This window comes from Phosphitispora fastidiosa (assembly GCF_019008365.1).
Taxonomy (GTDB): Bacteria; Bacillota; Thermincolia; order Thermincolales; family UBA2595; genus Phosphitispora; species Phosphitispora fastidiosa.
Map to the genome: position 1 here is coordinate 12,637 of NZ_JAHHUL010000010.1, position 12,991 is coordinate 25,627.

General features: G+C 39.7%; 8 protein-coding genes. All 8 read left to right on the plus strand.

Going from position 1 to position 12,991, the window contains the following annotated elements:
* Positions 1–254 precede the first annotated feature (254 nt).
* The 8 genes from Ga0451573_RS10305 to Ga0451573_RS10340 all read left to right on the plus strand — a co-directional run bounded on the left by Ga0451573_RS10305 (position 255) and on the right by Ga0451573_RS10340 (position 12,644).
* Entirely contained in the window at positions 255–8,048 is a 7,794-nt protein-coding gene (locus tag Ga0451573_RS10305) for a leucine-rich repeat domain-containing protein (protein ID WP_231683932.1), read from the plus strand.
* A gap of 35 nt (positions 8,049–8,083) precedes the next feature.
* Complete coding sequence (locus Ga0451573_RS10310; RefSeq protein WP_231683933.1) at positions 8,084–8,896, plus strand: S-layer homology domain-containing protein; 813 nt, start codon at positions 8,084–8,086, stop codon at positions 8,894–8,896.
* Positions 8,897–8,929: 33 nt separating this feature from the next.
* Positions 8,930–9,970: a hypothetical protein gene (locus Ga0451573_RS10315; protein WP_231683934.1), complete on the plus strand. Its 1,041-nt coding sequence runs from the start codon at positions 8,930–8,932 to the stop codon at positions 9,968–9,970.
* 106 nt (positions 9,971–10,076) lie between these two features.
* Entirely contained in the window at positions 10,077–10,757 is a 681-nt protein-coding gene (locus Ga0451573_RS10320; RefSeq protein ID WP_231684105.1) for an S-layer homology domain-containing protein, read from the plus strand.
* Between the two features lie 222 nt (positions 10,758–10,979).
* The gene (locus Ga0451573_RS10325) at positions 10,980–11,345 is read left to right on the plus strand and encodes a hypothetical protein (RefSeq protein ID WP_231683937.1); all 366 of its coding nucleotides are present in this window, start codon (positions 10,980–10,982) and stop codon (positions 11,343–11,345) included.
* A complete protein-coding gene (locus Ga0451573_RS10330) occupies positions 11,332–11,577 on the plus strand; it encodes a hypothetical protein (RefSeq protein ID WP_231683938.1) in 246 nt (81 codons plus the stop codon). Before Ga0451573_RS10325 ends, Ga0451573_RS10330 begins: the two co-directional genes overlap by 14 nt.
* A gap of 349 nt (positions 11,578–11,926) precedes the next feature.
* Positions 11,927–12,268: a nucleotidyltransferase domain-containing protein gene (locus Ga0451573_RS10335; RefSeq protein WP_231683939.1), complete on the plus strand. Its 342-nt coding sequence runs from the start codon at positions 11,927–11,929 to the stop codon at positions 12,266–12,268.
* Positions 12,255–12,644: a HEPN domain-containing protein gene (locus Ga0451573_RS10340; RefSeq protein ID WP_231683940.1), complete on the plus strand. Its 390-nt coding sequence runs from the start codon at positions 12,255–12,257 to the stop codon at positions 12,642–12,644. Before Ga0451573_RS10335 ends, Ga0451573_RS10340 begins: the two co-directional genes overlap by 14 nt.
* The last annotated feature ends 347 nt before the right edge of the window (positions 12,645–12,991 follow it).

Sequence of the window (12,991 nt, forward strand, 5' to 3'; positions counted from 1 at the left end):
TCTTATTTAACCATTGCCCTTAGTGTTCAATAATCTATGACTAATCTGGAAATTAATGTCGGATAATGTCTAAATATTACGACGAATTAGCAACCTGTTTTGGCAGGAGATTGTCTATTAGTATTGAAGATAAGAACAAATAATGGGAAAAAAGACATAGTTTGCAAAAAAAGATATTAAATGAAAAAAGAAACAGATTGCAAATAAGTCATGTACATATGTGTGTTATAAAATTAATGGGAGGGATAGGTGATATGAAGAACAATACGACGTTGTTTATTTTGCTATTGCTAATATGTGTATTGTTTAACCTTAACTTTGCTATTTCCATAGCGGAGGCTTCTATCGATTCTAATGCTGCCGGTAATATAACGGTTGTTTCGTTCAATGACAGCAACCTAGAAGCCGCTATAAGGGAAATGCTTGGCAAGCCTACAGGCGATATAACAACAGAGGACATGGCTGAACTTTCAGTTTTGGATCCAGTGGGATGCGGAATTCAGGACCTAACCGGTCTTGAATATGCAATTAATTTGCGGGAACTTGACTTGTCGGGTAATAATATTGCAGATATTAGTTCTTTAGAGGGTTTGACCAAATTGGCTGACCTTGATTTGGAATCAAACCAAATTTGTGATATTTCTTCTCTGGCAGATTTGTCTAACTTATGGAGATTAGATTTAGATAATAACCAAATCTCTAATTTAACACCACTTTCCGGGCTTAACAACCTTCATAGTCTCCGCCTAATATCCAACAGTATTACTGACGTAACCCCCTTAACCGGTTTGACAAATCTTTGTTATCTTGACCTGGATAATAATTTAATTAATAATATTTCTCCATTGGCTGACCTTTTTAATCTTGAAGAACTTAGCCTGGCGAACAACCAAATAAGCAACGTAGCTGATTTGTCGGAATTGGCAAGCTTAACGCACCTTTATCTGGAAAATAATGAGATTAGCGATGTTTCTTCCCTTAGCAGTCTAACTAATTTAGATACTCTCTATCTAAGTAATAACCAAATATCAAATATTAATCCCATATCAAGCCTAATAAATTTACGGAAGCTTCTTTTAGCTGATAATGAAATTGAAGAATTAGATCCAAATATTATCATAGGACTTACTCATCTCAGGTATTTAGATATAAGAAACAACTTTATTGATATTGAAGACGAAGAGATAGAGGATATGCTGGATGACTTATATTGGAACGGAGTGATTGTTGACTATGAACCCCAAAAGGAATTTGACGAAGATTTGAGAGTGCCTGTTCATTTGGAATGGGAAAAGTATATTGAAGGAACGGGTGACAAATATCCCTTAGTATTTAAAAAAACTTCAGACGGTGGTTATGCAGTTCTCGCTTACATGTACAACATAAATACTGGGCATGATGACTATCATTTAATAAAGATTAACAGTGACGGAAGTAAAAAGTGGGATGTCATTATCCAGGGACGGTTTAACAGCATGTACAATCCTATTTTGCAGACAGATGACGGGGGTTTTATTGTTGTTGGCAGTAAAAGCAGCCAGGATAATACAGACTCTCAGGCATACATAATTAAAATTGATGACCAAGGTAACATTCAATGGGATGCAGAATTGGAAAAGCAGGGTGAATTTGATAACGCCACATCTGCAGCACAAATCAATAACGGCAACTTTGTTATTGCTGCAGAGTATTCGATAACTTCGTACCCGTGGGTGGCTACCCGTTTGTTAATATTGGATCCTTTAGGAAATCAAATTGAAGAAACAGTTTTACAAGGAATTGAGGGTTGGGCAGTACATAAAACTGCCGATGGAGGGTTTGTGGTTGCAGGTACTGCTGTAATCCTAAATAGTAGCCAATCTGATACCTGTGATGTATGGCTGGCTAAATTTGATGACACTGGGGAAATTCTCTGGGAGCAGACCTATCCAAGATTTGAAGATGAACTTGCTGCCAGAGTAATTGCCACGGATGACGGCGGGTATATTTTAGGGGGGATAACATCAATATCTGGAATGGCAGAGTTTTCTAATGATATTTTTATAAAAAAAGTGGATAGTACCGGCGAACAAGAATGGGAGGAAATATATGGGGGCGAGGGAACTGATTGGTTGCATGATATCAGGGAAATCGATGAAGGTTATGTTGTTACAGCGGATATTGAATATTCACCTTCATTTTTAAAAACAGATTGTTTTGGTTACGTGACAGAGGAAATGGTAATTGACCGGTCTGAAGGTATTTCGTTAGGTGTATTTAATGCCGACGAGACTTTAATGGGAATCGGATATGATTCTGAGGTTGTCCTGCTTGTTCTGAAGAAATACAGCATTGGTGATGGGAATGCCGGACTTTTTGATGTGTCCGGAAGGGTGACTTCAGGTGGTTTGGGAGTGCCTGACATAGAGATGGGGTTTTCGGTAATTTCCGGAAACGGTGAAGTTCCTGCCAATGTTTATACTGATGATTCCGGTAACTGGACACAGACTGGGTTTGACCCAAACACAGCGTACAGGGTTCAGCCTGTTAGTGATGCTTACAGTTTTACCCCTGAGTATATCGACTTTACCGATGGTAATAGCAGCTTAGATTTTACGGCTGAAGAGCAGGCTTTTACCGGTTCTGTTAAAATAACAGACATGATTCCCTCTTATAATGATGGCCCTGATGTGTTTTTCACAAAAGAATTTACTGTGGAATACCAGGGTGGAACAGTATGGTTATCAGATACCCCTGATGGATCAGGAGGTGTTTGGGTACTTGATACCATTGAAATAGCTGTTACACATGAGGATGGAACTACAGCTAATTTCTCCCGTTTGGTATGGGGGACAGAGGAATATCCTAAACCGGCTATTGATATAACAAACCTTTTTACTTATGGCAGAAATGATATAGTAGTTACCCTGAAAAAATTTTATGACGGTCCGAAAGGGTCAAGCAGTTTATGGATGACCTCTTTAATCCCACATACAAAACTTGAAGGTTTGCCTTCCCGAATCACCTTATTCCCTTCTGAAGAAATAAATTTATCAGGTAAAATTGTTTCTGAGAGTCAAATTGAAAAAGTAACAGTCATTTTTGTCAGGAATGATACAGGGGAAGCAGAACCGCCATACAGCACATTTCCAGAAAACACAAGCGAATTTGACCTTAGCGAAATCTCTTTTACTGCAATTGGCAAAAAGTCGTTACCGGGAGAATATACGGTAAAAGTCTTTTCCAGAAACGCAGGTTCCTCACTGGGTATTGAACTTGGCAGGACCATACTTGAGGTATTAGACCCCGTGCCTAAGAAAGAATTAATATATATCCCCGAGGAGGACAAATGGCTTTTACGGGCTAAGATAAACGAAATGCTGGTTCCTCAAAACGGCGAAGAATGGCCCCAGGTGTATATAGCTGTTTTCAATAGTTATTCAAACAGTTGGTCTTATATAAATATTGATCAAAATAATACATTAATACGTACAGGCCCGGGCAATAATTATGAATTAAAAGTTCCATCTACCAATTTCGGGCGATTAAAGACATACCAGTTTGCTTTTGTTGCCGAAGGATATCATGACCTTGAAGGGTTAAAAAATGCTGCTAATGAAGAATGGCTGCACCTATATATGGATCAACAACTGCAGCAAACATTTACGGCTGTTCTAAAGGATAACTGGAACGTTCAGTACAACTGGACACATTATGGATTAGAAGCTGCCATTGACCCCCCTGAAGTAGGAAATCCCCCTGATTTCCACATATTCATAACCAATGCCAATGGGCAAAACGTGCCTCTTGACAGCAATACTACCCTTCTTGAATGGAATGAATCAAAGCAAAAGTTCTACAGGTTCTGGAAACCTTCTGATATTGGGCTCACTCCAGGTGCTACCTATTACTTTGGCGTTGTGGAAGAAGGATATGAAGACCAGTGGAGCCCAACCTTTAAACGGCCAGTTGAGATTCCAGTCATTCCACCGCAGGCCAAATTTAGTTATACATTAAAAGACGGATGCGAAGATGTTATCCAGTTTTGGTCTGAGGCCAAAGACTGCGATGGCACCATTGAAAGCTGGAAATGGAATTTTGGTGATGGAAGTACAAGCAGTTATAGGAATCCGTATCATACCTTTACCCCGAGAGAAGAGCCATATTATGTTACACTGACAGTTACTGATGATTCAGGTGCAACTTCTACAAGTTCTCCGGTAGCGGTAAAAGTAAATCTTCAGTATACAGGGACCGCTGCTGAACCTAAGATATCAATAAGTGCTCCAAGTCAAGGTACCACTGGTACCCCTGTTTTCGATCCGCTTGACAGTGCGACAGGAGCCCATGTAATTGACAGGTCATTACTCTTGGTAAGCGGTGCTAAGGGGGACATTTCCTTCACTATCCATTATAATTCACTCTTACTTCAGGAAGGCTCGCTGGGGAGAGGCTGGGAATCTGCTTTTGATACCCGGCTCGAAGAGGTTTCTGATGAAACAGTAATTATTCATTGGTCTGCCAACCGAAAAAATATATATTCAAGGATAGGAGAACATGAGTTTAGGTGTTCTGACCTTAAAGAACAGTTTAATATCCTGTTAAAAGATGTTGATGGCAGTTATACTTTGACATTAAAAGACAAGTCAGTTTATTCCTTTAGTGCTCTGGGACGATTGATTCAACTGGTTTCTGCTTCGAACCAGACTGTTTTATTAAGTTACGACGATTATGGGTATTTGACAGAGGTGTTGGAACCGGAATCCGGTCAGGCGTTTAGGTTTGATTACAACCCCGATGGTTTAATGACCCTGATAAAAGACAATTTGGATCGGACTGTGGAATTAACTTATGATGAAAGTCATAACCTAGTCGGGATAACCGGTCCCATGGGATACACAGCGACTTATTTTTATAATGAGGAAGGTCAGGTCGTTAAAGGGATTGATGGTGAAGGCCAGTCTATATTTGAGAACACTTATGACGATCAGGGCCGGGTAATAGCCCAGGATGATGGGGTGGATGGAAATCAATTAACCAGATTGGTATATGACGAAAATATACTCACTGGGATCATCAAAACAACTGTCTATGACCGTAATGGCAACTCAAGGGTATTTAGTTACAACAATAAATACCAACTGCTGAGTATGCAGGACGAACTTGGAAATATAGTAGAGACTAATCAATATGATGATGTTGGTAACATTATTTCTGTTACGGATGTAAAAGGAAATACTACCCTATTAGATTATGACAGCAGGGGCAATTTGATCTCAGTTACCGACCCAACCGGTCGGACAATCAAATTGGAGTATGATGAAAACGATAATCTGATTGCCCTTGAAAATGAAGTAGGCAAAAAAAATAGCTATACCTATGATGAAAATAATAATGTTACCAGTCTCACTAATCCGATGGGCAGTACAACTACTTATAGTTATAACTCTGAAGGCCAGCTTGTGGAAGTTACTTCACCTGATTTAGCTACTACTACCTTTGAATATGTAGCCGGTCAAGTATATTCAGTTACTAACCCTGTAGGAAATAAAGTATATTATTACTACGATGACATTGGGCGCCTAACACAAATTACGGATGCTGCCGGAAAATCAATCCTTTTCGGCTTTGACAGTGCTGATAACCTTATTAGTGCAACTGACCCGTTGGGAAATACAGTAACCTATTCGTATGACAGCAATCATAATAAACTGAGCGAAACAGATGCAAATGGTAACACCACACGCTATCAATATAACGGCAACGGCAAAGTTATCCGTATTATTGATGCTTTGGAGAATGAGACTCAGTATAAATATGATGGAGAAGACCGCTTGGTAAGTATCATTGATGCCAAAGGAAATGAGACTCTGCTTGACTATGATGCAAAAGGAAGGCTTGTGAGAATAACAGATCCTTTGGGCAATTCAAAAAGCTTTGAATATGACGCACTGGGAAACCTGACCAAAGAGTATGATGCATATGGACAACTGGTTCGTTCTTATGAATATGATGTTTCGAATAATCCATTATCAGTTACCGATGCTCTTGGTAACACTGTTGCATATCAATATGACCGGCTTAACAGGATCATTGGTATTACCGATTCATTAGGAAGAACAACTCAGTTTAATTATGATGACCTTAACAGGCTGGTATCAACTACAGATCCGTTGGGAAATAACGCGGCCCAGGAATTTGATGTGGACGGCAACCTGATAAACAGAGTTGATCCAAATAACAATGTGAATAACTTTAGCTTTGATAAATCTGGTAGGCTGATTTCCCAGACTTCAGCGAACGGGCATTCGGTAAATTATGGATATAATGCGCGGAATCTGCTGGAAGAAGTGACAAATGCCAGGGGACAGACTGCTAACTTCAGTTATGATGACACTGGACGGCTCATCAGTTATTCCGATCAGGACGGGACAATATCTTATACATATGATGCTAATGGCAATATCCTTACAGTTAATGACGAAAACGAGATCATTACCCGTGAATATGATGCCTTGAACAGGGTTGTCAAATACACTGATACCAGAGGCAATACTATCCTTTATGCATATGACCAAGTGGGCAATCTGACATCACTTACTTACCCGGGCGGAAAGCAAGTCCTCTATGAATACGATGCAGCTAACCGGTTGATCAGTGTTACAGACTGGGCAGACCGAAAGACTAGATATGAATATGATTGTAACGGGCGCTTAACCAAGACTGTTCGACCAAACGGAACAGTTTTAACTGGGAGTTATGATATAGCGGGGAACCTGATGCAGTTGAAGGATATTGATTCAGAAGGCAATGTTATAAATCAGTATGATTTTACATTTGATGCAGCAGGGAATGTTATTAAAGAAGAATCGTCAATTGCGGCTGAACCTGTTTTTCAGGAGAATGTTGTCATGACTTATGGTAGTGATAATCGCCTGAACACATATAATGGCCGCAAGGTTATTTATGATGAGGATGGCAATATGATAACCGGGCCTTTGGGTGGGGAAATGAGCAGTTATATTTATGATGCCCGGAACAGACTGACAAATGCAGGAGAGGCGGCCTTCCTGTATGATGCTGAAAACAATCGCATTGGTGCTGATTATGGTGATGGGGTAATACAGTATGTTATTGACCCGAATGCCCGTCTCAGAAAGTTATTGATTAAGCATGATACTGACGGTAAACAGACATTTTATGTGTATGGATTAGGACTAATAGGTCAGGAGGAAACTGACGGTGCATTTAGGACATATCATTTTGACCTCCGTGGAAGCACCACTGCTTTGACTGACGAAAACGGTATAGTTACAGACCGGTTCAGTTACGGCCCTTATGGGGAGTTATCCAGACTGTCAGGGACAACATCTACAACATTTCTCTACAACGGGCGCGATGGAGTCATGACTGACGACAACGGTTTGTACTACATGCGGGCAAGGTATTATAATCCTGAGATCAGGAGATTTGTAAATCAGGATGTTGTGCAGGGGAGTATAGATTTTACACAAAGCCTGAATAGATATGCCTATGTTAATGGGCAGCCGGTTAATTATGTGGATCCATCAGGGCTTTTTTCCGAGTCCTTTGAGGAAAGTTATAAAAACGTTGATCCGAATAAATTAACTATTTCTGATGAAATTGCGCTTTTAGAATTCGCAAAAGAAATGATACCTACTCCTAAGCATAAACGATCAATATCAGATGTAAAGTTCTATGCTTCGGTTTCAGCAGACTTATATGAAGAAACTTACGGTGACCCTCCTACATCAGGTTTTCAAGATACTCTTGAAGTAGCTAAGATTCCACTTTATATGCTTAAAAGGAGACCGAAGAAAGCAATTGCCCAGTGGGCGAAAATTGTTAAGGTAGCTGATATTAGATATCAAAGATATGTTGCACCGGAAGTAGATAGGATGAAAGCAGAATTACAACAATCGATACTTGGTGAGCAACAAGCATTAGAAATAAGTCAATTAATGGAGCAAGGTCAAAATGAGTATATGCAAAAGCGATTAGAATTATGGGAAGAAGACTATAAAAGCCGTTATGCCTTGGATAAATAGAACTAGCTGATTAGGCCTAAAGGGAGGATTATATCGTGAGGACAAAATTAAGTATATATAAACTTTTTATAGTTGTAATAGTATTTAACTTATTGTCAATCTTGCCCGCAAACGCTACAACCTACACTTACGACGACCTTAACCGTCTCATATCTGTAGAGTACGATTCAGGAAAAAAAGTAAATTATACCTACGATTCAGCCGGCAACATCACAAAAATTACTTATATCACCAAGGATTCATCGCATTCATCAGGATCGTCAGAGCAGATTATTCCAGTGCACTTCAATGACATGACCAATCATTGGGCTGCACAGGCTGTGGCTGAACTAAGCGGAATGGGAATTATCAACGGGTACCCGGATGGGACATTTAAGCCGGAACGGGAAATAACAAGAGTGGAGATTATTGCCGCTGTTAATAAGGCATTGGGCCTGCAACCTCCATTGCCCGGAGATTTACAGACAATAAACGTACAGTTTTCTGATTCTGCTTTAATCCCGGAATGGGCTTATGAATCCATGGCAGCAGTGGTCAGGGAAGGGTTAATCCAGGGGAACCCACAGCAGGACGGCACCCTTACACTTGATCCAAGCAGACCCATAACCCGCGCAGAAATGGCGGCACTGATTGTATCCATCATTGAGCAAAAAATCGGTCCTGTCATTCCTGCAGAACTCACTTTTTCAGATGCTGATAACATTCCAAAATGGGCAAAGGATGCCATAGGAATTGCTTCAGCTAAGGGTGTTATCACGGGCTATACCGATAATACCTTCCGGGCCCAAAACAATATTACCCGTGCGGAGGCCGCCTCAATGATCCTTCGTTTGATAAAACTAATCTAAATTATTAGATTCCTCGAGGAGTGACGGATAAATATGAAAAGATTATTAATATTTGCAGTAATTGCATCAATTCTTTTGACAGGATCAGCAGCATATGCAAATGATGTGTATGAGGATTATGCAATAAAGCTAAAAAAAATTGGAGTATTTATAGGTACTGATTCAGGGTTTGAATTAGACAGAACGTCAACCAGAGCAGAAGCGGCAGTCATGTTTGTAAGACTATTGGGCGCAGAGAAAGAAGCTCAGGATAAAAAATATAAACATCCCTTTACCGATGTACCTAAATGGGCAAATGACCATGTGGGTTATCTGTATCATGAAAAGTTAACCTATGGTACCGGTGCAACTACTTTTGGTTCCAACGATATAATTGATTATGATGGGTACTGTACGTTTATTTTAAGGGCTTTGGGCTACAGTGATGCAAATGGTGACTTTGAATGGAATGAAGCTCTGAGGTTTGCAGATGATATGATGATATTTACTCACCGGGTTTGCGGCAGCCTGGATTATAAATTTCGCAGAAAATATATGGCCAGATTAAGTTACTTAGCCCTAAAAGCCAATTTGAAGGGCCATGAAAATTATTCATTAATAGAAAAGCTGGTTGATATGAATGCAATCACTGCGGATAAGGCAGAAAGAATCGGGTTATTGAAGATAGAAAAAAACGGTCAGCCCATAACAGAACTATCTAAGGAAATGACTGCAAGGCTTTTAAGTTATCCGCTTGACTATGAAAATGAAGCGAAACTGGATTTTGGTGAAATGTTTGAAAAAGAGCCGGAATTGGTAAATTTACTTATGGAAAAACTATGTACTGATGTAATTAAGTTGAGTAACAATGAAAAGTTTTTTATCAACGAACAATTATTCTATAAAACTTGGAATAACAAATATCTTGCCAGGGGAGTACTTCAAATAACAAAAGAAGATGGGACAATAACCGAGCAGGATATAGGAATTGAGTTTTGGTATGGACGATATGATTACGAACCTCCGGAAACGAGAAGATATAGAGTTGAAGAAATAATACCTTTAGGTGCAAAGAGAATAATTAAATTTGATTAATCTAGGCGTCCGTAATGTTCGAAATTTTGTTTATAGAGCCATTTTCAAAACCATATATGTGAGAGGGAGGTTCGCAATCTTCAAGAGAATAAGCCTATTGGCAATAGTGACATCTTTGTTTTTGATTATGATCCCTTTGGTTTGTTCTGCTGAATCCCAGGAAGCAAGCCTCTGGGTCCAAGAGGCTGTACAGGGAATGCGGGAAAACAACCTGGCAGATGAACAGGTTTTTAACAACTATCAAAAAAATATTACCCGGGCAGAGTTTTGCATGATGGCAATAAGAATGACGGAAAAAGTAAAGGGAACTGTTACCATACAAAACGGGGAAGATGTGTTCAGCGATATCGCGGAAAACCGGTATCAAGATGATATAATAAAAGCATACCGGTTGGGGGTCGTTAGCGGTGTGGGTAACGGAAAGTTTGCCCCTGACGCAGAGATTACCAGGGAACAGATAGCGGTTATGGTTCTGAAGACCATTCAGGCTATTTATCCGGAAGAAAACTATACGGCATCTTTTGACAGAACTTTTGTTGACTATGAGGAAATCTCTAATTGGGCCAGAAATGCCATCAAATATTCCTATGAGAACAACATAATGAGCGGAGTAAAGCCAAATGAGATAGGCCCACAACAAAAGGCCACCAGTGAAAATTGCTGTAGGCAAAATAAATGCGGTGGCAGGCAAAGAGTGGGACCAGGATCTCGGATGAAGGCCAGGACTATGTGGTTTGCCCTGATCAGCCCTGGCTGGACGGCATTAACGCCGGTGATGGGTTTATAAGGCAATTTGTTGCAATGCCCCTGAGAATGGGTTTATACCGTTGAAGGGCAGGTATCAGGGAACGAAGATCATGGGGGGATTCAGATAATCGTATATGAACCCAAACCAGGCCTCTTTCCTGATAAACAACCGGAATATCAATCGGACAAGTCTGTCTTTTACAGTGTGAAAATAAAGTCGTGCTGCTGCACGGGTGAGATGGGTTTAGCTGCCGGGGGAAGGATGAAACAGTCCATATACCTGGATGATTATGGTATCGATACATGGGACCGGAATAATTATGGCAGGGTATATGTGCATATTGTCAACAGCATGATGTTTCGTGAAATAACGGGGCTGGAACCTCCGGAAACACCGGTTTCGGCCAAGACTTATACGGAATATGGATTCCCGTGGTTTGATCTCCTGGATGAAGGGAAGGGGGATGTGGCTGCTTCCGGTACGCTCTCAAAGGTTAAATCCGTTAAAGAAATGGATAAAAAGAAAGGGTTTTCGACCCAACAGGATGATTCCACCGTGGAAGTTCCGGAAGATCAGGTGAAAAAGACCAAGTGGGGTCCGGATATTGTGAAGGATGGGGCGTGGTAAAAAGTACGGACCTAAAGGAGTAGATTTGAATTTTTTTTCAAAAGAAGAAAAAGTGAGCCAGATGACATCAGGAACTATGAGCAATACCTTTTTAGATGCACAAAAAGATTGGATAGTTTTCGTAGTTGCAGGCACCGAGGTGGCAAAGACATTTGAATTCAAAAACGTTTACAATATTAGTGAATTCATACATAATATTGTTAAGAGCGAAGTGGGGAAAATCGTCATGTAAAATCTAATTTCACCATTGTTTTTTCTTGACAATATTTTTTTTGTTGGTTTATTCTAAGTGTAAAGTATACCGACCCCATAGTGTTTAGGTTCTTACAGGAATGCAGAGGAGGTAAAATAATGTTCTTTTCGGGTCACGAGCAAAGGGCATAGTATGAAAAACGGTGATATTGTTATCTTTGTAATAAAAGATACTAAGAATAAAAAAGAACTGGTTCAGGACATATTGTTGGAGATAGATTGTGATATTGATTTGGACGTGGTAGTTTATACTCCGGCTCAATGGGAAAAATTTAAAGATGATAAAACAATGTTTGCCTATTGTATCAATAAGACAGGTGTGAGCATTGGTGGTTGGGAAGGAGATTTTCATGTTAGACAATCAAAAAATATCTTTAATTATAGAAAAACTCGTAAAGGCTTATCAGCCAAAAAAGATATATCTTTTTGGCTCATTCGCCTGGGGAAAGCCAAAAGAGGATAGTGACCTGGATATCCTTATTATTGTTTACCACTCAGAGAAAAAGCCATATAAAAGAATGAAACCCGCTTATCAGGCTTTAAGGGATATCAGGGTTTCAAAAGATATATTGGTATATACTGAAGAGGAATTCGAAACACTTGCAGCAGAACCATCTTCGTTGTTTTATAAAATAAAACTCCAGGGAGTGAAACTTTATGAAGCTGCATGAAGATTGGCTAGTTAAAGCTGAACATGATTTGCTATCTTCAAAGAAACTGATTGCGGGTGATGACCCAATCCTTGATACGGCAGCATATCATACACAGCAATGTGCTGAGAAATCATTAAAGGCATATTTGGCATATCACGGAAAACCTGTTATCAGAACTCACGATCTCAATGAGTTAGTTAATCAATGTGCTGACATTAATCCTAGTTTTGATTTTTTACATGACCTTGTTGATGAACTAAACCCTTATAGCACAATTTTTCGGTATCCCGGTGATTTATTAGTACCGGAGTACCCTGATGTGGAAACTGCTATTGAATATGCTGAAAGGATTATGAAGTTTGTGATAGAAAAGATAGACAAGGATAATAACTAAATTTTGCCAGGACGAGATGTACAAATACACTAAGTTCAGTCTAGAATTTATCAATAACAAATAGAAGGAATTCTTTGGGATTTGGCGAAATAAATATGGCACACAATTGATGTTGCATACTATGATCAAATTATAAATGCGCTTGCGGTTGACTCAAAAAACCGGGTAGTGCGCGATGTTAAAAGAAAAATGCCAACCGCTGGAATCATTTCATCCTTACAGTTTCTAAACGAAATGACTCCTCAATAAGCTGGAGACAGTTCACGCACGTTTGAGGGGCGTGTGGTTTAACCGTGAGGGTTCAAGTCCCTCCGACCGCACCAAAACGAAATTTTAAACCCTTATAT

Excerpts from the sequence above, each read along its gene's own strand:
- Ga0451573_RS10305 (WP_231683932.1), top strand. The coding sequence starts at position 255 with ATGAAGAACAATACGACGTTGTTTATTTTGCTATTGCTAATATGTGTA.
- Ga0451573_RS10315 (WP_231683934.1), top strand. The coding sequence starts at position 8,930 with ATGAAAAGATTATTAATATTTGCAGTAATTGCATCAATTCTTTTGACA.
- Ga0451573_RS10325 (WP_231683937.1), top strand. The coding sequence starts at position 10,980 with ATGAAACAGTCCATATACCTGGATGATTATGGTATCGATACATGGGAC.
- Ga0451573_RS10330 (WP_231683938.1), top strand. The coding sequence starts at position 11,332 with ATGGGGCGTGGTAAAAAGTACGGACCTAAAGGAGTAGATTTGAATTTT.
- Ga0451573_RS10340 (WP_231683940.1), top strand. The coding sequence starts at position 12,255 with ATGAAGCTGCATGAAGATTGGCTAGTTAAAGCTGAACATGATTTGCTA.